Raw genomic sequence first — 21460 nt, 5'->3', positions numbered from 1 at the left:
AAGCGGAGAAGAGCCCAAAAATACCGCTGATTGATTCAGCGGTATTTTTTATTGTGCTCATCGTTTTGATGAGAAGCGGATAGGTTTTCTAGTTCACCGAAGCTACTTCGACGCTTTGTGATTCACTTGTGATTTTCCAGTCACCACCCAGAGCTTTATACACCGCAATGGTGGTATTGGCGGTTTGCAGTTTCGCGGCTACTTGGCGGTCTTGCATCATTTTTTGTTGCCTTTGAGCATCGAGCACCGATAAGTAATCCACTAGGCCAGCTTTGTATAACGATTTGGCTTTGCTCACTGCGTTGTCGACCGCGTCTGTTGCTTCATCAATGCGTTTTTGGTTCTCTTGGCTACGACCATAAGCAAACAAGCTTGAATCGACTTCCGCGAATGCGCTGTCTACCGAATGTTGGTAGTTGAGCGCTGCCGAGCGAAACCTTGCTTCGTTCATCTCAACCATGGCTTCACCTCGGCCACCATCAAATACATTCCAACTGATACCCGCAGACGCTGCCCAACCAAATGAGTCACTGCTGAACAGATCATCAAAACTTCCTGCTGTTACGCCTGGTGTGCCCGTTAGGAAGAACTTAGGATAACGATTGGCGATGCTTGCGCCGAGTTCTTCATTAATTGCAGCCATTTGACGTTCTGCGATTCGGATGTCTGGACGTTGTTCTAACAAGTCAGAAGGTAAGCCCGTTGGGATAACATCGTTCATTCGTGGCAAAGTAAATTCGCCCGCTAAACGTTGGTTGACATTCGCTAGTGATTCACCCAACAAAACGGCCAGACGCTGCTTGTGAACTTGTTCTGCAATTTCTAACTGCGGAACAATCGACTCTGTAGCTGCGAGCATCGCTTTGGCTTGAGCAAGATCCAACTCAGAGCCATAACCGCTGCGAACCACTTTGGTCACCAACTCAAGTGTGCGTTGTTGGTCTTGGATATTATCCATCGCAATCACTTTGCGTTCTTGAGCGCCTCGGTATTGCAGGTAATTGTGAATCACGTCTGCGGTGATTAGCGTGTTCAAGCCTGATTGGAATATCTCGGCTTGTTCTACTCGAATCGTTGCCGCGTTAGATTGTCTATCGATACGTCCAAATAAGTCCATTTCCCATGCGATACTCGCGCCTAAGAAACCGCCATCGTGTTGTGCATCAAGTAATGACATGCCGGTTGCCGATTGAACGACATCAGACGCGCCAAACACAGGGCCGAGTAGGGAGTCGTTCTCACTCAATTGATAGTTGTAGTAACCACCGCCGACATTGACTGTGGGCACTTTGAAAGATTCAACGACACTCTTGTATGAATTGGCCATGTTGATTCGTTCGGCTGCGAGTTTGAGTGGGATGTTCTGGCTTTGAACATCGGCCACCAACTGGTTAAGCGTTGGATCATTGAACTGTGTCCACCAGTGAGTATTTGATTGGTTTGTCTCGCTTTGGCTTTGACTATCTTGGCTGTACAAGAAGGTTTCTGCCATGGTGGTTTGCGGCTCGTCGTAGTCAGGGCCAACCGCACAACCGGTTAGTAACAAGGCTAGGGCAATAGGAGCCACTTTAAATCTAGGTAATAGATACATGTTTATTGCTCCTTATTGAGTCATGTTTGATTGCTGAGTATTTGCAGTGCCATTCGGCGTTGCATCAAGCACGACTACGGCATCTTTAATCGCGTCAGATACGCTTGTAGTCTCTTCCGCGCGGTAGAACAATTTGTACAACGCAGGCATCACAAACAAAGACAACACGGTTGCAGCAGCCAAACCACCGATAATGGTTGCGGCCATTTGGTCGAACAAGAGATCCGTAAGTAGTGGAATCATGCCGAGTGCGGTGGTTAGTGCACCCATAGAGATCGCCATAGTGCGGTTTACCGTGGCTTCTTTGATTGCGTCCGACAGTGAGCGACCGTCTTTACGTTCAAGTTCAATTTGGTCCATCAGCACAATCCCGTTTTTGATGATCATGCCTGTTAGTGTTACTGCGCCGATCAATGCCATAAAGCCGAACGGTTTATCCAATAACAACAAGCTGAACGTCGCACCTGTTGCTGCCAACGGTAGGGTAGTGAAGATGATGACGGGTTGTTTGAAACCGTTAAACATCGCCACCAAGATGATCACCATTAACAAAATTGCTTTTGGAAGTTGCTTAAGAATATCGCTGACGGCTTTGTGTTCGTCGTAGTACTCGCCACCCCATTCAAGGCTGTAACCTGGTGGAAGTGCGATGGCTTCAATATCATCAATCACTGAGTTTCTTACTGCAGCTGGCGTCGTGTAACGACCAACACCGGCTTGTGCTGTGATGGTTTTCACGCGGTCACGACGCCAAATCATGGTCTCTTCGCTGGTCAGTTCAAACCCATCGACAACTTGACCCAGTGGCACGCTATGTAAACCAAGCAACGAGCGAACGGGTAATGTTTCTAGTGATTCGATGGAGTTTTCAGTACCTCGTAATTGAATGGTGACCAGTTCATCGTTTAGATTCATACGACCCAAAGGCATGCCTTCAGACGCTCGTTTCATCGCAAACGCAATGTCAGCACGGTTAATACCTGCAAGGCGAATCTTGTCTTGGTTGATTATCGGCTCTAACACTTTGCTCTTTTGACGCCAGTCATCACGCACGTACTTGGTATCTGGATGTGCTTGGAAAATGGCTTTCGCTTGGTTCGATAATCCATGTAAAACGTCGATATCTGGGCCAGAGAAACGCGCTTCTACGCTGAACTTGTCTGAGGTCGCCAGTTTCAAGCTTCTAAAGCGCGGGTCGGCATTGGGAAACTCTTGAGTTAACCATTTGTCACCACGAGCAATTAATGGGCTTAGTGATGGGAAGTCAGTCGCGTTGATTAGGATCTGGCCGTAAGCCGGGTCGTACGGTTCTGGCTCAATCGTTACAGAGAAGCGGGGCGCACCTGCACCGACATAAGTCGAGATGCTTTCCACTTCTGGCTGTTCAAGTAACCATGCTTCGATACGTTTCATGTCTTCTGAGGTTTGTTCAACCTTAGCGCCATTCGGTAGCCAGTAATCGAGGAACAAGATCGGTCGGTCTGCTTGTGGAATAAAGTTAACTGCAATGCTTGGGATAGCGAAAGCGGTTACCAAGATCAGTGGAATCAAGCCACTCAACGCTTTCATCGGGTTATCGACTGTCCAGTTGACGCTCTTGCGGTAAAAGCTGACTTTGGTGTCTGTTTCCTGTTTGGTTGGTTTAATGAACATCCAGCACATCAATGCGGTGAACGTCATAGCGACGAACCAAGATAGCAGTAATGAAGAAGCGATGATTAGGAATACAGAGCTCGCAAATTCAGCAGCATCGGTCTGCGAGAAGATAACCGGACTCGCACCCATAATGGCGATAACGGTCGCGCCAAACAATGGCGTCACTGTCTCTTTGACAGAATCGATGGCTGCTACCGTGCGGTCGACGCCTTTGTTGATCTTCGAGATCATCATGTCGGTAATCACAATTGCGTTATCTACCAACATACCGAGCGCTAAGATAAACGTACCCAAAGAAACTCGATGCAGGTCAATCGATGCTAAGTTCATATAGATCAGAGTTAACAAGATGGTCAGGATCAGGCTGCTACCAACGATGGTTGCACTCTTAAGACCCATGAACACGGCAAGTACGATAAAGACAATTGCCACACTCTCTACTAAGTTAGTCACAAAGTTATCTATCGACTTTTGAACTTCTTCTGGTTGGTTAGCTACGGTCGCAACCTCAACACCCAATGGTAGTGACGCTTGGAACTCGTTAACGATGCGGTTGATGTCGTCACCCAGAGACACCACGTTTACACCAGAGACAGGGCTCATTGCGAGAGTTACTGCAGGCACGCCGTTGTAACGGTTTTCTGTCATCATCGGTTCTTGATAACCCATGGTCACTTCAGCAATATCGCCAAGTCGCAGCAAGCCAGTACCTAACTCGCTCACGCCGCCTTTGATCATCAGATTTTTAATATCAGCTAGCGAAGTGAATTGGCTCGATTGCTGAACGCGAATACGCTCGCTACCTGCAGAGAATTTACCCGCATCAAACGTGGTGTTCTGTGAGTTTAATTGACTCCAAACTTGAGCCATCGATAAACCGTATTGTGCCAAACGCTCGTCTGGAATATCGATATGAACCACGCGAGGTTGAACGCCGTGCAACTCGACTTTTTTAATGCCGTCTACGGTTTTAATACGACGTTGTAACTCTTCCGCGTAGCTACGAAGTTCTGATGGAGATGCGTCTTCGCCATATACAGAGAAAAGCATCCCGTAAACTTCAGAAAACTCGTCTTGCACGATGCTGATTTGTGCCGTGCTTGGTAACAGCATTTTCATGTCTGATACTTTACGACGCAGTAAGTCCCATTCTTGTGGCAATTCTTTTGAGTTTAGGGATTCTTTTAAGTCGACAAACACCATCGACATGCCCGGACGTGAAAGAGAACGCAGACGGTTTAAGTTAGCCATTTCTTGAAGCTTGGTTTCAACTGTGTCCGTGACTTGTTGTTCTACTTGTTCGGCTGATGCGCCAGGGTAGAGTGTCACCACAACAGCCGTTTTAATCGTGAAACTCGGGTCTTCAAGTTTTCCGAGGTCGAAGTAAGAGTAGAGCCCGGCAATCACACTCAACACGGTGAAGAACAGGACGAAGGTTCGTTGTTTTATGGCGAAGTCAGCTAAATTCATGATGTTTACCTACAGATCTTTAACTTGGATTGAAGAGAAATGCTGGCCCTCTTGAACATACTGCGCACCGTTAACAACCACATAGTCACCATCGTTCAGTTTAGATTCGACACACGCGGTGTTTTCACCGAATGAGGCAACATGTACAGAAACGGATGTTGCTTGCGAGTCCTTAATCGTAAAGACCTGTTCGGCGCCCGATTGGTTTACGATGGAAGAGTAAGGTAGGCAGAAATTATCACTGCTTTCGCCTAATTGAGTGGTAAGGGTGACGGCTTTACCTGGCAACAACCTGTCTGTGTTGCTAGTTGCAAAGTCATCCAAACGATAAGTCACCGAATAAGTTTGTTTGATTGGGTGAGGGAGTGTCGAGATCTCAGTTGCATGACCAGTAATAGACTTTTTTGCGTGGTACCAACTGATGGTCGCTTGTTGCTCTGCTTCAAATTGATGAATCAAGTTTTCCGGTACATCAATCGTGACTTCTAGCTGTTCTGGTTTGTGGATGGTGAAAACCGAGACGCCCGGAAGCACTTGTTCGTATTGGTCGAAGTTAGAAGAGGCAACTACGCCATCGAACGGCGCAAGCAGGCGAGTGTAACGAACCGAGTCTTTGGCACGACGAATATTTTGCTCAACCACTTTTACCGCGGCTTCACTTCGTTCGTAACCACTGATGGCTCGGTCTAGATTGACGTTGGCAATCGCATCGTCAGCAATCGCTTGTTTTACTCTAGCCAATTCCGATTTTGCTAATTTGTGCGCTGATTTTGCTTCTAAGGCGCGAGCTTGCAACTCTTCTAACGCAACTTGGTAATCGTGCGGGTCTAGTTGAGCAATCGCTTGACCCTTTTTCACGCTATCGCCCGTTTTTACTAACAACTCTCGAATGGTACCGGGAACGCGAAACGCCACACCTGCCGTTTCAACGGATTGAAGCTTACCTGTAAAGGTCTTGCTGGCTTGTTGAGATTTCGATTTAAGTTGAATGACTTGAATCGGACGCTCTTCCGTTACTTTGGCTGAATCGGCAGTTGCTTCCGTAGAAACAGACTGATTACAACCGATAAGAGGGATAAGAGTGGCAGCGAGTAGGGAATAGCGATAGATGGACATCATGAATTGCTCCTAAATATTGATGGAGCAATTCTATCGAGTTGATGCTTAGAGATAATCAGTGCTAACGGTATAACACTGTCACAACATTCGTGACAATAATTAGAGTTTTGGTAATTCTTGTAATAAGAAATCAATCAATAATTGACTGGCATGACTCAATGCTTTGCGTTGTGGATACAGTAACCAAGCTTCTTCTTTTTCCAGAGTCTCTGTCGGGAACAGGTTGATCAGTGTACCTTCTTTCAGCTCTTGTCGGACCATCAATTGAGGCAATAACGCAATGCCTCGGTGACGGGTAGATGCACCTTTCACAAAGCCTATACTGTCACTAACGATAGACGGTTCAACCTTTACAACTTTGTTGGATATTTCCCATTCTTTATCGACATCGCCGCTTGGCCAGCGGAAACAGACAAACGGAAATTTAGACAGGTCTTCAAGCGTTGCGGGTTTACCTGATTTCGCTATGTATTCTGGGCTAGCCACAAAAATACGCTGTAAATCCATAACCTTACGAGCCACGACATTCGAATCACTTAGTCGACCTCCATGCATTGCAAGGTCTAACCCTTGGCGGTACATGTCTATAAAACCGTTACTGATACTGCGAATATCCAGTTCAATCTCTGGGTAGAGATCTTGGAACTTAAATAGGGTGGCTTGAACAATATCACCGGTTTCAGGAAGCAGGCCTATCTTTACGCGACCATGTGGTACTTCCAACAAGTTAGAAGCCATGTGGTTGGCCTTTTCAAGCGCGCTTAAGGCTTTCAACAGTTCGTTGTAATAGAGTTCACCGGACTTAGTCACCGACAAACTGCGTGTGGTACGAAAGAATAGCTGCATGTTGAGTGCTTTCTCTAGATCATTAATTCGTCTACTCACGTTCGCTCGCGGAACGTCCAGTGCGTTGGCTGCGGCTGTAAAGCTTCCGAGTTCAACGACGGTGGTGAATAGTTTGAGATCTTCGATTTTCATAGGAAAGGCACTTCGAATACAGGGTTGAAATAATAGCTCGGTATCGTATATCAAATGGTATATAAAATCGAAAAAACCAATGAGTAATTAACGACTCATTGGTTTTAATAGGACTTGAATCAAAAAGCGTGGGACTAAGGCAAACGGATACTGACAATTGGCTGCAAAGTCTAGTTTTAACGGCCTCGGCCATCCACCATCACCACAATCGTTTTAGTGATAATGCTTAGGTCAGCCGCAATCCAAGATTTTACAGAGCATAGACTCAGTGCGTAACTGTGGTCAAAACCCACTTTACGGCGAACATCATCGATACAGGTGTCATAACCTTGGTTAACTTGTGCAAGCCCCGTAATACCAGGCATTACGCCATAAGTACGGTCTGCAAAGTAGGGGATTTCATTTTCGAGTTTGTTGTAAAAAGTTGGGCGTTCAGGACGCGGACCAATCAACGACATTTCACCTTTAAGGACATTGAACAGTTGTGGCAGTTCATCAAGTCGCGTCTTTCTCAAAAAGCGACCAACCGGCGTAATTCTTGGATCATTCGCCGTTGCCCAAACCGCACCAGAGCGAGTTTCCGCATCTTGATACATGCTACGAAACTTCATGATTTCAAAAATCTCCATCTTTTCTGGTGTCGATTTTCCTACGCGCAGTTGGCGATAGAAGATAGGACCGCGAGAAGTCAGTGCAATGGCCAAAGCGATAAATGGGAACACCGGAGATAAGATAACTAATGCGAGTAGAGAGCTAACAAAATCAAACGTTCGTTTCGCGCGAGAAATCTTGCTTTGGTATAGGTTTTGGTTTGATAGTTGGTCAATGTTCATCATTGTCAGTCCTTAACGATTAGCTCGAGTCCAAGGGGAGTTTTCAAGTCCGAGTAGGTAACGTACGCCACCAATGAAGTTGGCATAATGACCAACGATTAAATAAGAGATTAGCGAAACAGGTTTGTTGATGAGTCTGCTAGGTAAGATGCAACCAAGCACACCAATGCTATAAACAACCACTTGTGCCCAAAGAAGGACTTCAAATAACAGATATTCGTTGAGCACGATTGAGCATACCAAGCAAACAATCATCAGATAGGGGGTCAACAGTCTCAGACCTTTCCCTGAGAAGAACGCGAACGCTATGCCTCTAAATTTCGGGCTGAATAAACCAAATAATCGAATCGCTTGCTGCATGTTACCTGCTGAGATACGAAGTCTTCTTTTGAAGTCGGTTTGTAGGTTGGACTCTTCAAGTTCCAACGCCACCATCTGTGTCTCGTATTCAGCGATATAGCCTTGTTTAACAATTTGCATCGGTAAAATGAAATCGTCGTTGATGGTGTTCAATGGTAGAGGTGCAAACAACGCAGTTCTGAACAGATAAAAAGCGCCGTGCGAACCTAAACTTGAACCAAGTGAAGCTTCACATTCTTTAACTGCCGTTTGATATTGCCAATAGGTGTTTTCACCCTCGTTGCCTGTGGGGCATAACTGGTAGGTTGCATTTACCACCCCAACCGCGTCACTTTCAAAGTGAGCAGCAGCAATCAACAGTGCATCTAATGATATCAGTGCAGAAACGTCACTAAGTGCTGTAATGTCGCTGGTAATGCTTGTCACTTCTTCATTGAGTACGGCAACTTTCCCTCTGTTTTGAGCATGGTCGTGTATCTCAAAGTGAATATCGCTGCACATCGCTTCTTGGATGGTCATTTGAGCAATTTCGACCGTGTTATCAGTACAACCGTCACAAGCAATAATCACCTGCAGTTTCTTCTTTGGATAATCTAACGACGCAAGGTTGCGAATTTTATCGGCAATCCATTGTTCTTCGTTAAACGCAGGAACAAGGACAGTAATCGTTGGCAGCGTGCAATCCTGTTGTTCATCCTTGTAACAGCGTTGACTCTCTTCGATTTGACGAGCTGGATGGTGTCTCGCATACCAACGCAGCAATATTGGATAAGCTGCGTGATGGTAAACAATCAGCATTCCTGAAAATAAACAGAGACCTGCAAGTAGCCAATCAATCATGCGTAAACTCCTTCAGAAATGTCATCGTAAGATGCGACCATTTTGATAATGTTGAAGTGCTTCAGAATATAAGAACGAGGAGAAAGAAATCGTGCGCGTTCGTTCTCTAACAACGCATGGCTTAACCCTATGATGCTTCCACTTTTCACTAGCTTACCGCTGACCGGGCATAAGGTTTCATCGACAGCACCGACGTTCATCGCAACGGTAGGGATGTTACATGCTTGAGCCTCAAGCGTTGACAGCGGTAACCCTTCATGACGAGAAGGTAAGCAGAAAGTATCTAGCGCACCGTAAAAAGTTGTCATGTCATCCACTAAACCAAGAAAGATGACGCGATTATTCAGGTTGAGGCTGGTAGCCAGTTGCTCTAATTGTTTGCGTTTAGAACCGTCGCCAGCAAAAGCTACGATGGTATTTTTAGGCAGTAGTGCGAGCGCATGGATCAGTTGGTCTTGACCTTTAACGTGTTCCAATCGACCTGCACAACCCACAATGTTCTTGTCTTGTGGCAAGCCTAACGCTGTTCGCGCGTCTATTTTCGACATTGGCTTGAACTTGTTGCAGTCCACGCCGTTTTTGATGGTAATTATGTTCTCATAAGCGAAAGCTGAACGGAGTTGGTTGTAAACACGAGTTGCATCAGCTACCAAAGTTGGCTGAGCGGCTTTCAGTGCTAATGCTTGTAAGCGTCGGCGCTTGTCATCTTGAAGGTGCCAAGCGTCATGCTCAGTATGAATTCGAGTAGGGACACCAGATACACGAGCCGCGTAACCCGCGTAGAGCAGTGGGCCGATGTGATGCGTGTGAACAACGTCAGGGCGAATTCCTCTAAATGCTTTAATGAGTTTTATGATGATGTTGAATTGAACGCCGGGCTCTTTGTCTAAAAACACGATTTGGTTGTGGTAAGGCTTAAGCTTCGGCCAGTTTGCGATGGATTCTTCTTTAGTGCCTTCAAGACTGACGATCAACACTTGATCGGTTGGCTTAGCAAGGCGCAGCAAATCCAGAGTCAGCGTTTCCAAACCGCCTGGAGCAAGGTGCTGAACAACATGTATTATTTTTTTGCCATTCGTTGTGATTTGGTTTCCCATAATATTGCTCCCTTCAGTAACGCTCTAATGTTGCAACCTAGCTTTCTGTTTCGTTCTACTTGTGTTCCAGTTTTATACTGCACGTCTCGTGCCAGTTAATTAACTGCTAAATTTCAATGGTTTATTGGATTTTCGTATTTGCTGAAGGGCAATTCTCAAAATAGGAATCAAAACAGAATGTTTGTTTGAACAAAAGATAAGAAAATCAGTTAGCGAATAATCAGCCTAAAACTGACCAGCAAACCAAAACACAAAAAACACCAACGAGAGGTTGGCGTTTTTATTGGTGTTTAGCTGATTCTGCCTATGATCTCATTCTTGTTAAGAACTCACTCTTGCTAGGAACTAGGAACTAGGAACTAAGTGATCGTGTGATCAACTCATTCTGGGAATCACGGTAATAACGGGAACACCCATGATGTCTTCGATTTCTTCTTTTCGTTTGATTGAAGAATCAAACAGTTCGAACAGTATCGCTAAACCGGTACCTAAGCCGATGCCAGCAAGTAGACCCGAGATAATAAAGATAAATGACGGCATGTTAGATTTGATGCTCGGTGTAAACGGTAAATCGATAATCTTCACTCGTTTATTTTCTTCAAATACCCCGAGAGAACCGGTTAACTGAGCCATTTCGTAACGCTCTGTGAGCTCGTCGTAAAGCTGACGTTTAATCTTCACATCACGTTGCAAGCGATACATCTCTTTTGCGTTCTCACCAAAGTTGTTCGCTTTGTTTTCCAATTCAAAAATCATCGTACGAAGGCTTTTGGTTTCTTCGGTTAAAGACTCATAACGAGCTCGAACCAATTGCAGGCTGTGGAGCTGGGTCACTAACAAGGGTTGAATGTCGGAAAGCTTGTTTAATGTCGTGCTACTCGCGATGTCCCATAATTGATCGCTGTTCATACCAGGTTGTTTTTGTTCCAACAAGGCTGTTCGCTCGTTTTCAAGTCTTTCCAGCTCACGAACTTTGGCTTGCACTGCGCTGTGTTTGTCTGTGTATTTTGCTTGTAGGAGAGTTAGCGCACTACGAATATCAATGATCTGATCTTCTAGACGCCCAATGACAGGGTTGGTTTTCGAGAGTTGTTGATCTATCGAACCCAAGCTTTTTTGGACACCAGACAATTCGGCCTCTTTCTCAGCAAGTGTCTGCTTTAACGAAGCCAAACGATTTAAACTTTGACTCTGAACCTCAGGTGTCGAATGCACATTTTCGTTCACATAAAGTGCGAGCGCTTCTTCCGCTTTTCTGAGCTCTGCGTTTCGTTCATCAATGTGAATTTTAAGAAAGCTACTTGAGTCTTGAATCGAAGAACGCTCTGGCGCCAATAGTTGCTCGATAAAATGTTCACTGACAGAGCGAAGTGTGTCTTCCATACCTACTGGTGTATCTGAACTTAGGCTTATCTTTAGGAAATCTTTCCCTAATTGTGTGACGGACAAACGCTGTGATAAGTCGGTAATGATTTCTTGTTTCTCAACGTCCGACATATCAGGAGTCGTCAGGCCAAGCTCTTGAGCAACGGAATAAAGGACATGTCGGCTGTGAAGCAAGGTACGAAGGGCACTCATGCGGTCTTTGAGCATCGTGGATACCGCAATGTCTTCAAGAAACGGGTTCATCTTAGCGGTTTCCTGAATCAACATACTGGTGTGAGCATCGTATTTTGTCGGCGCCAACTTACTTACTCCAAAACCGATGAAAGGTAGAATCAGAATAGGCACCAAAATTACATAGCGTTGACGCCACGCCGCATTCAATAAAACCAATAGACGCAATTTTAAGTTGTTCATAATAGCTCCAGCATCCAATGCACGAAGTTACCGCGGTTTTGCCAGCTGTCTTTTGATACAACAGACACAGGGGTGTTTTGAAGGTTACGCGCGTAATTCAGTGCCTCGACCATTTGTTGCGCGTTCTCTACGGTCGAAACATGCTCTTTGTAAGGAAGCAGAGCAGGAAACGGTGTGGCGATGATTGGCGTTCCGGCTGCAAGGTATTCCATGAGTTTTAAAGGGCTGCATGCACGGATTTGTTCATTATCGACAAAAGGAAGTAAGCTCACATCCCAATGTTGAGAATAACTTGGCAGGGAGTGATGAGGACGAGGCCCCAGATAGTGCACATTCTCAAGTTGAGGCAGCGATAACGTATCTAACTCGTTTGGTCCAATGAACACAAAATCCCATTCAGGCATAGCTCGAGCAACATGTTCAAGTAACGAATAGTCGAGCCACTTTGATAAACTCCCATAAAAACCTGCAATAGGGCGGTGTTCGCTTGGTAGGTCATGTGCTCTTGGTGCTGGTGTCGAAAATAAACTGACATCGACACCGTGAGGCAGCAGTTGCGCTTTGTCTTTAGGAAACTTCGCCATCAAGTTTTCGCTAGCTGCAAAAATAAGATCAGACTTTTCGATCAATTCGGATTCATGCTTGGCAACGGTTTTATGGTCAACGCCAGCCAAAGCGCTAAAGTCATCACCACAATAGTATACAACAGCGGATTCATTGAGGTGCCCGCACAGGTCAACAGCTGTCGGTAGGGATGTCCATAGAATTGGAGCGTGCAAATCCAGCTCTGCAATAATCGGCTTGAGTTGCTTTAACATGATCCATTGCGCCATCTTACGTCCAATGGCAGAAGAAGGCGCTGGAATCGTTCTGAGGTTAACGATAGTTATGTTGCCCACCGCATTCGAATCAAGCATGTTCTGAGTCACGGCTTTGGTTTTGCCAAACAGTTTGTTAGACGCTCTTTGAATATCTTTGACACACAATTTTGGCTGTCTTAAACCAATGGAGTTAACCCACAAAACTTTGTGTTGCTGTGCGAGATGGCGAACCAAATGCTGAGTAGACGAAGGTAGACCTCCGAAATCTTCACCGAATACGATTAAATCACGCATGACGACCTCCATGAGTTTCTAGAGAATCGAATACGTCAGATTCAGTCTCAACGTGTTGTTCGTTTGGAATCTGTCCGACCACACGTGCAGGGTTACCTGCTGCAATAGAAAAAGGAGGGATAGACTTAGTGACAACACTGCCTGCTGCAACCACGGTGCCTTCGCCGATAGTGACTCCACCTTTTACCGTAACATTCGTGCCTAGCCATACATCTCTCTCAAGGATGATGCTTCCAATCTGTTCAGGATCGTCGCCTTCGCCTGCTGCTCTGCGCTTAGCGTCTAGTGGATGCCCAGAGTAACCAAACAGAAATGCACCGCCTGCAATACGCACATTGTCGGAAAGAACGACTTTGTGGCCGACGGCGATAGTGGATTGCCAGCCGACATCAACGTTGTTACCAATGCTTAGCAAAGGCTGAGAACCGTCTGGTGTTGGTTGAGTACATCCCGAAAATGTAGTTTGCCCAGAGATGCGGCAATCATTACCAAGTTTAATCATGAGTGGGCCACTAACGAATGGCAGGCCACCATAAAGGTAAAGACGTTTACCACATTCATTTACTCGGCCTTTGAAGGCTGGAGTCCAATAAACAAAGCGTGCTAATCCAGAGATGAAGTTGGTTACCAGTTTATGAACATGGTAAAGGCACTTGTTGAAAATCTGAGGGCTTGGAAATTCCATTGTTCTGATGTTTTTCAAAATGAAAAATACATTTCTAATGTGAGAATTAGGATGAAACTTAAGCCAATGTTTGAATTGATGCGCTGATACTGACGTCATAATGAGAATCTCCATTTTTATCTTTAATGGATAACTTTCATTTTATATGCCACATATTGATTGATAATAATTTCAATGAGTTATGAGTTTTTGCTTTCTAGTTTCTCATTCTGACATTCAGTTTGGGATACGTGCGATACGCAGACTGTGAGTGCTGCCAAGATATAAATTGGCCAGTTGAAACCTTGGGTGAGGAAAGTGCCTGAGACAATCGTACCGATTAATCCCGCATAGACTGCGTAGGCCGCAGAATGAAGCGCTGGCGTTACATTGTGGGAACATTGATTGATATGCGCTAATGTTTGTCTAGTGGTGAGGAGCAATGAAACAATCACAGTGATGAACACAGTGAGTCCGAGGAACCCCGTTTCGGCCAATACGCCAAACCAAGTACTGTGAACTGCATGGTTAAGGCCGTCCCAGTGAGAGCTGTAGAAAAAGTAATTGGAGAAAAAGTTGTTTAACCCAACACCAGTCAGTGGGTTATCAAGCGCCATTTTAAAGGCTGCTTCCCAAGCGTATAAACGTCCCATGGCCGATTCATCGATACCGGCTTCTGCTGATCCGCCGGAGGATCTATCTGAAATACCTGCGGCAAAATAAAGGACGATGGCGCCCACTGCACCAAGTGATAGCAGCAGCATTTTAGAACGAATCACTTTTAAAGCGAATATACCCACGACGGCAACACAACCTAACAACCCGCCTCGGCTTTGTGTGGCTATGACAGCGTAAACCAAAATACAGCCAGCGATAACACAAAGTAATCGTTTGAAAGTCGCTATACCTTTGGTGCTTGCTTGGCTTATCGCAAACGCGAGTGGAAACATTAGTACCAGTGCCAAATCGTTTGGATCGCCTAACATCGAGCCGAAGTCCCGACCAATAGTCACTCGAGATCCTTCGACTAACCCAATACCGTTAATCGAGTTATAAATGGCGATAACGCCGACCAATGTTCCAGCGCCAACGATGATCATTGATGTCTTCGCGAGTTTTTCGGCACTATTTACTAACCAAACAATCGCTAATGTCATAATCATTATTTTCCAGTAGATGCCTTTAAACTCAGACAACGCGACACCTCTGTTGGACGCAAACACCAATCCGATGGTCACCAACACCCAGAACACCATTAACCATGACAAAGAACGATGCCAATAAGGCTTCAGCTCTCGACTGATAAGGCCATGCCAAAGTAAGGCAGATAAAGCACCTAGCGACAGAAGCAAAGGGATTTTGAACGCAAAAAGCTGAGGAATAGCCTCGTGAATACGGAAGAAAGAGAACACAACGAACATAATCACCAACCAAAAAGTTTTATTGATGATAAATAGTGCTGCCAATGGAGCAAATGATAAACAAATGGCCACCAATGGGTGAGGCACCATAACCCATACCGCTCCTACAATTATGCAGAGCGCTAAAATACCGATAGTAGAGGGTGCTTTCCTAGCCGAAGCGATCATCAATGCTCCTTATTCGGATTTTTCATACTTAGTCTCACACGTAGGGTGCCAAATTTCCTGATTGCTTTTTAGCTAAACGACGTGAGCAAAAACAGTGTTAGGGTTAACTTAGCAAGTGTGATGCCATCGGTTTTATATGGTTAACTTACTGTTATTTCGAACCTAATAAATAGGAACTATTCGATTTTTCAAATTGAGAATCAGAATGAGCGGTGAGGTTCTACACGACGGTAATCCATCATATCAACGAAGTAGTCTGTATTAAGATGGTGAGTGATTTAAACGCAGATTGGTTTAAGTGACGGTTCTTCTTGATGAGCTCATTTGGCTTTCAAGGAGTTTGCATGGTTTTCAAAGGTTGAACTGTCTAATTTGAAAGTATGGTTGAAGGCTAACACGAGCATTAAATAGTTAATACGAGGACTAGTTTGCTAATACGAGCCTTAAAGGCGATAGCAATTCAACAGCTGCGGGATAACGGCTTGTGGCGAATAATCATCGATGATGCGCTGTCTAGCTTTTGCGCTCATGATTTCTTTGTCAGCGGGAGATAGGGCTAACCAGGCGTTGAGGTTCGTGTTTAGTTCTGATTCTGACTGCGCGATGTAGCCATTACTGCCATGGTCAATCAACTGCGGTAGGTTGCCCACGGCAGTTGCTATTACCGGAATACCACGAACCATAGCTTCAAGAGCGGCCATTGGCAGACCTTCGTAGCGAGAGGGAATGATCAAGACATCAATTTGCGGCCATACTGAAGCCATATCATTTTGATGACCGTGAAATTGGCAGTTCGCAGGGCTGTTTTGTGCTAGCTGAGAACGCTCAGGCCCATCACCAAATAGGTTGAATTGATGTTGTTCAAAACCTTTCGCTAAAGTCACAAAGCGGTCGGCCGCTTTCTCGTGGCTTAAACGTCCAACAAAACCAAATCGATAATGATTGAGATGATCGGGATGGCTGCTTTGTGCTGTTTGAATATCGCTTGAAACCGTTGGTTGAGAAACGTCAGCAACACTCACAAAGTTATTAAGCAATGTAGATCGAGTGGGGAGTTTACGGCTTATCTTACTGCTAACCACTAACGAGTGGTTTGATATCCAACTTGTGTAACGATCGAGAAGATCATACACCCAAACGCGGCCTGTTGGCGTTTCACCAGCATGGTAAGTGGTGATCTGGCGAAGTGATATTGGCCTGCTTAACAATTTAGTGGATTTACTCACGATACTGGCTTTGTAACCGTGTGCATGAATAAGTTGTGGCTGATATTGTTCAACCGCTGATCGTAGCTGAGCTATTGGATTACCTTGGACTTTTGATAGGTCTTGGAGATAAGAGTAAGGCAGGGTGCTTTCATTTAATTGCCCGATAATCGACGGTTCTGGCGTGTATTTTGTTAACAAAATAACACGGACCTTGTTGTCGTGATTTAACAGGCCTTTGGCTAGCTCTACAACGTGTGTTTCTATTCCTCCGAAGGTTTGGCTATCGATGAACAACCAAATTTCTCCCAGTACAGGAACGAGAGCCTCTTTAATAAGAGGCTCGTCTACGTTACTCGGGGAGATATTAGGCTTGGTTGTACTCATCTTCAGATTCCCAAGCCTGCTTCTTACGATAAACAGTTGATGGACTTAACTCTAAAAGCACAGCCGCGTTTAACACGTTTCCATCGCAATGATTGATCGCATGTTGAATTGCTTCACGCTCAATCTGCCACATTGGACGAATAGCGCCTTCGGCCGTTGTGAAAGCCGGTGTCATTGGTTCGCTTTGTGCTTGAAGTGTTGATGCTGATACTGATGCTTGCTCAAGCTCTTCTGGCGTGAGCGGTGGTAGCCTAGCTTCTGTTACAGGAGTCGGAGCGGCAACAGCAACGGGCGCCACATTTCGTATTGGCGTAATAGACTTCGGTTTCGTGGTTTCCGTTTTATTAATTGGCGAAGGCAGCATGTCTTTAGTCACGCTGCTTTCATTATTCAACACCACGATGTTTCGAATGACATTTTGCAACTGACGTACATTACCTGGCCACGCGTAACGTTTAAGTAGGGTTTGTGTCTCTTTGTCGATAGATTTGAATTTCTTCTTATCTTGCTTCGCGTACAGCTTCAAAAAGTGATTTGCCAGAGTGACAATGTCACTTCCTCTTTCTCGTAATGGCGGCATCTCGATAGGTACGACATGGACGCGATAATAAAGGTCTTCACGGAATCGACCTTCTTCTACTTCAACTAGTGGGTCTCGGTTGGTTGCGCAGATGATTCGAACATCAACTTTGATTTCTCGGTTACCGCCGAGTGGGGTAAAGGTGCCTGTTTGTAAGAATCTGAGGAGCTTTTTCTGCATCTCCAGTTCCATCTCACAAAGCTCATCGAGAAATAAAGTACCGCCATGCGCTTGCATCGCTGAACCTTTGCGGTCTGTTGTTGCGCCAGTAAAAGCGCCTTTAACATGACCGAAGATTTCACTTTCCATTAGATCCCGAGGGATAGCACCACAGTTAATCGCGACAAACGGTTTATCGCTGCGCTGACTTTCTTGATGTATCGCTTCGGCACAGACTTCTTTACCGGTGCCACTTTCGCCATTGATAAAGACACTGGCGGTCGTTGGGGCAACAGAATCAATGATTTTGTAAACAGCTTGCATCGGTAAACAAGAGCCGATGAAGTTATGGAAGCGGTCGCGGTCGAATTTGGTTTGAATGTCGTCAACAAGGTTTTCAAGCTTAGCTCTACGCAAGTGAAGATTAACCGACGTTTTCAGGCGATCAGCTTGAATGGGTTTTTCTAAGAAATCTTCCGCACCACGTTGTATTAGATCAACGGCTATATTCACAGAACCGTGTGCTGTGGCGATAATGACCGCGGTCGGAATCTCGTTGTCACTGATCCAATCCAAGACTTCCTCGCCCGGCATATCGGGCAGTTTGAGATCGAGGATGACGAGCTGTGGGGCGTGTCTCTCTATAAATGTCTTGGCTTCAGCGCCAGTCTCGACATGAAATATGTCGTATGGCTCATCTTTGACGTACTGTTTGTAAAGTACGGCAAGGGAGGTGGAGTCTTCAACCAACAATACTTTAGGGCGCATTGTATAATTCCTTTTGAAACTTTATCCTAACCAATCAATAACATAGAGGTATGTAAGCATCAATGCGAATAGGGTGTATTTGTTACCTACCGCATGCAATCTTTCCAACTGTTCTACTTACATTTCCAATTTGATCTAACTCGAAATTGGATTGTTGATATTGTCTATGTTGAGTGTTTTTGTGTCGTATACAGAGTTAGCTAAAACCGGCTTCTTTTCTTGCGATAAGGGCATCGATTGAACGAACTGCTAAGTCTAGAAGTTCATCGATCTGGCTAAACGCTAATTCGTGGTTCTGTTCTAAGCATTGCTTTTCAAGCTTTCTAGACAGCGTTGAAAGCGGTCGATTGCCTAATGCCAAGGCAGTGCTACCGAGGGTATGAACTTCAAACTCTAACGCCTCTGAATCATTTGCGGTCGAGGCTTGTTTAATGGCTGCAATACGTGTTTGTGACTCCTGAACATAGTGGTCAATCAAAATTGGAATCACATCAGCACTGGTGTCTTTAATCATCTGCTGCAGAATACTTTCGTCTACAAGCTCAGCTTCTTGAATCATGGCGCTGTCGACTTGGGTGCTTAAATTCGTGGGTGTCTCTGTCGTTAAGGCTGAGTTCTTCACATCAATTCCTTTTATTTTGAGAAAACGCAGTATCTTAATTTGGTACCAAATTGCACCGTGATTACTAAGTTTTAGACATTTTTTAGAATAATTTCAACCGCTTGCCCCATAAATACAGTAATTATTTCACGGCGAACTATGGGTAAGGTGAGTTCACTCTCATCGTTAAGTTTATGATTTTAGTGAATTAAATGCCGTTGATTCGGTTCGTTATGTGTTTTGATGCATCGGGATGAGTTGTGGAAATAAAAAGGCCGTTGCGATTCAGTGATCACAACGGCCTTAGGTTCTATCTGTATCAAAGGCCATTTAAGACAAAGCTAAATGACAACGCGATAAACAGCACTCAACTAAGAGGCTTTATCAATCTTTAACTTTGGGGCGGGCTCTACTTCTTCCTCGCTATTTTCAGTGAAGATCTCAGCAACAGCGCTTCGTTCCAGTTCGCCTTTGAGGTTACCTTCTTCGTCGACAACAGGAAGAGAGTAATCACAAGACATAGTGTCAGGCAGAACTTCTTCAATTACAGCGTCAGGCAACACCGCTGGCACTTCTTCGTAGATCTCTTCACTGAAGTCATGCACTGAGGAATCTTCAACCGCATCTTGAAGGCTTTCTTGGGTCACTAAGCCCTGATAGCCGTCATCGGTCACGTGATAAGCGTAATCGTTTTTCAGCATCTTCATCTGAGCCAGAGCACCTTCAATGGTTTCCGAAGTAATGCGGTAAAGAGGTGGCTGCATTACCGTTTCAACCGTAAGCGCACGTGCTCGGTTTACGTCTTTTACGAACGCTTCTACATAATCATCTGCAGGGTTCAACAGAATCTCATGAGGCGTACCTTGTTGGACTAATTCACCGTCTTTCAAAATCGCGATTCTGTCACCTAAACGAAGTGCTTCGTCGAGATCGTGGGTAATGAAGATAATGGTTTTATGAAGCTTTTCTTGTAGCTCGATCAGCTGATCTTGCATTTCGCTTCGGATCAAAGGGTCAAGCGCCGAGAAGGCTTCATCCATAAGGAGAATTTCAGCGTTGGTACACAAAGCTCGTGATAAACCGACACGTTGTTGCTGACCACCAGAAAGTTGAGCAGGGTACTGATTACCGTAACCTTTCAAGCCAACGGTTTCTAACCACTCATTAGCCTTGGCTAAACGGTCTTCTTTCTTGATGCCTTGAACTTCCAATCCGTATGCAACGTTTTCAACCACAGTACGGTGAGGCATTAAGCCAAAGCGTTGGAAAACCATCGACATTTTGTGACGACGAAACTCTTCAAGCTCTTTGGTGTTGAGGCTCATTACATCAATGCCTTCCACCGTGATCTTACCTTGAGTCGGGTCAATGAGACGGTTGAAGTGTCGGATTAATGTAGACTTGCCAGAACCTGAAAGGCCCATGATAACGAAGATTTCGCCGCGGTTGATCTCGAGGTTAATCTCTTTCAAACCGACGGTATGCCCAGTATCTGCCAATATGTCGTCTTTGTGTTCACCATTTTTTACACGGTTCATAACAGACATCGGCTTTGGTCCAAACACTTTGTAAAGACCACTAATTTCAATCAATGGTTTAGTCATGCTTTAACCCTCCTAGGTGCGTATTCGTTCTACGCGCATAAGCCTGCGAAGCTCGGTCAAATAGAATCGCGAGGGCAACGATGGCAAAGCCGTTCATCAAGCCTAATGTGAAGTATTGGTTGGTGATCGATTTAAGTACCGGTTGCCCTAAGCCTTTAACACCGATCATCGACGCGATAACCACCATAGAGAGGGCCATCATGATAGTTTGGTTGATACCGGCCATAATGGTTGGCATCGCTAAAGGCAGTTGAACACCCCACAAGCGTTGTTTCTTACTCGCGCCAAACGCCGTTGCGGCTTCTAGCACTTCTTTGTCGACCAAACGAATGCCTAAGTTGGTTAGACGAATCACCGGCGGGATAGCATAGATAACTACGGCGATCAGGCCCGGGATCTTACCGATACCAAGCAGCATAACTACAGGGATAAGGTATACGAACGCAGGCATGGTTTGCATGATATCGAGTAGCGGGGTGACGATTGACTGCACTCGATTAGAGCGTGCCATCGCAATACCAATAGGGATTCCGAGGAATATTGAAACTAGGGTACACACAGTAATGATGCTGAGTGTCCGCATTGTATCTTCCCACATTCCAAAGTAACCAATGAGAAGCAATGAAACCACACAACCTAACGCCAGTTTCCAAGAGCGACTCGCGGCATACACCAAGCCGGTGCACACGCCAAGAACGATAATCCACGGAGTGGAAATGAGGAGTTTTTCAAACCAAACAAGGAAAGAAAGAAGAGGGTCAAATAATGATTCAATCATTTCGCCGTATTCACGGGAAAATTCGCGGTAAGCACCATCTAGCGCCTTTTTAATTGCTCGCAAATCAGAGCGTTCCATTTCAGGAAAGCTTGATAACCAATTGCTGTCAGCCATTTTATATCCTTATAGTTCGGCGTCTTTCAGTTCGTCTTAAGTCGCTGTTGAATAACGAGCGAGATAAACGGTTTCAGTCGCGATGACGCTTAACATCATCGTGACTGAAACTTAAGACTCCGAATATTGAATAACATCAAGTATAGCGACGT

The 21460-nt window shown here is 45.2% G+C and carries 16 protein-coding genes; all 16 read right to left on the bottom strand.

Going from position 1 to position 21460, the window contains the following annotated elements; translation table 11 throughout:
- Positions 1-88 precede the first annotated feature (88 nt).
- Entirely contained in the window at positions 89-1591 is a 1503-nt protein-coding gene (locus tag BCT49_RS18165) for an efflux transporter outer membrane subunit (RefSeq protein WP_102437205.1), read from the bottom strand.
- A 12-nt stretch (positions 1592-1603) separates the two neighbouring features.
- Positions 1604-4717 carry an efflux RND transporter permease subunit gene (locus BCT49_RS18160; RefSeq protein ID WP_102437203.1) on the bottom strand — a complete coding sequence of 1038 codons (3114 nt, stop codon included), beginning with the start codon at positions 4715-4717 and terminating at the stop codon, positions 1604-1606.
- A gap of 9 nt (positions 4718-4726) precedes the next feature.
- A complete protein-coding gene (locus BCT49_RS18155; protein WP_102437201.1) occupies positions 4727-5836 on the bottom strand; it encodes an efflux RND transporter periplasmic adaptor subunit in 1110 nt (369 codons plus the stop codon).
- A 99-nt stretch (positions 5837-5935) separates the two neighbouring features.
- Positions 5936-6814: a LysR family transcriptional regulator gene (locus tag BCT49_RS18150; protein ID WP_102437199.1), complete on the bottom strand. Its 879-nt coding sequence runs from the start codon at positions 6812-6814 to the stop codon at positions 5936-5938.
- 176 nt (positions 6815-6990) lie between these two features.
- The gene (locus BCT49_RS18145; RefSeq protein WP_102437197.1) at positions 6991-7650 is read right to left on the bottom strand and encodes a sugar transferase; all 660 of its coding nucleotides are present in this window, start codon (positions 7648-7650) and stop codon (positions 6991-6993) included.
- Positions 7651-7659: 9 nt separating this feature from the next.
- On the bottom strand, positions 7660-8847 hold the full coding sequence (locus BCT49_RS18140) for a glycosyltransferase family 2 protein (protein WP_102437195.1): 1188 nt from the start codon (positions 8845-8847) through the stop codon (positions 7660-7662).
- Complete coding sequence (locus BCT49_RS18135; RefSeq protein WP_102437193.1) at positions 8844-9944, bottom strand: glycosyltransferase; 1101 nt, start codon at positions 9942-9944, stop codon at positions 8844-8846. The genes BCT49_RS18140 and BCT49_RS18135 overlap by 4 nt, the downstream gene beginning before the upstream one ends.
- A gap of 375 nt (positions 9945-10319) precedes the next feature.
- The gene (locus BCT49_RS18130) at positions 10320-11744 is read right to left on the bottom strand and encodes a GumC family protein (protein WP_102437191.1); all 1425 of its coding nucleotides are present in this window, start codon (positions 11742-11744) and stop codon (positions 10320-10322) included.
- The gene (locus BCT49_RS18125) at positions 11741-12859 is read right to left on the bottom strand and encodes a glycosyltransferase (protein WP_102437189.1); all 1119 of its coding nucleotides are present in this window, start codon (positions 12857-12859) and stop codon (positions 11741-11743) included. Before BCT49_RS18125 ends, BCT49_RS18130 begins: the two co-directional genes overlap by 4 nt.
- Positions 12852-13643, bottom strand: a complete 792-nt coding sequence (locus BCT49_RS18120) for an acyltransferase (protein ID WP_102437187.1) — start codon at positions 13641-13643, stop codon at positions 12852-12854. The genes BCT49_RS18125 and BCT49_RS18120 overlap by 8 nt, the downstream gene beginning before the upstream one ends.
- An 80-nt stretch (positions 13644-13723) precedes the next feature.
- Positions 13724-15112, bottom strand: a complete 1389-nt coding sequence (locus tag BCT49_RS18115) for an O-antigen ligase family protein (protein WP_102437185.1) — start codon at positions 15110-15112, stop codon at positions 13724-13726.
- A gap of 443 nt (positions 15113-15555) precedes the next feature.
- Entirely contained in the window at positions 15556-16704 is a 1149-nt protein-coding gene (locus BCT49_RS18110; RefSeq protein WP_102437183.1) for a glycosyltransferase family 4 protein, read from the bottom strand.
- A complete protein-coding gene (locus BCT49_RS18105; protein ID WP_102437181.1) occupies positions 16685-18211 on the bottom strand; it encodes a sigma-54-dependent transcriptional regulator in 1527 nt (508 codons plus the stop codon). The genes BCT49_RS18110 and BCT49_RS18105 overlap by 20 nt, the downstream gene beginning before the upstream one ends.
- 196 nt (positions 18212-18407) lie before the next feature.
- Positions 18408-18833 (bottom strand): Hpt domain-containing protein, encoded by a 426-nt coding sequence (locus BCT49_RS18100; RefSeq protein ID WP_102437179.1) that lies wholly within the window; start codon positions 18831-18833, stop codon positions 18408-18410.
- Between the two features lie 350 nt (positions 18834-19183).
- Positions 19184-20416, bottom strand: coding sequence for a quaternary amine ABC transporter ATP-binding protein (locus tag BCT49_RS18095; protein ID WP_102437177.1), 1233 nt, complete (start codon positions 20414-20416; stop codon positions 19184-19186).
- Positions 20409-21308, bottom strand: a complete 900-nt coding sequence (locus BCT49_RS18090; protein ID WP_102437175.1) for an ABC transporter permease — start codon at positions 21306-21308, stop codon at positions 20409-20411. Before BCT49_RS18090 ends, BCT49_RS18095 begins: the two co-directional genes overlap by 8 nt.
- Between the last annotated feature and the right edge of the window lie 152 nt (positions 21309-21460).

The organism is Vibrio lentus (genome assembly GCF_002875945.1).
Classification (GTDB): domain Bacteria; phylum Pseudomonadota; class Gammaproteobacteria; order Enterobacterales; family Vibrionaceae; genus Vibrio; species Vibrio apostichopi.
This window is presented reverse-complemented; position numbering and strand designations above follow the sequence as displayed.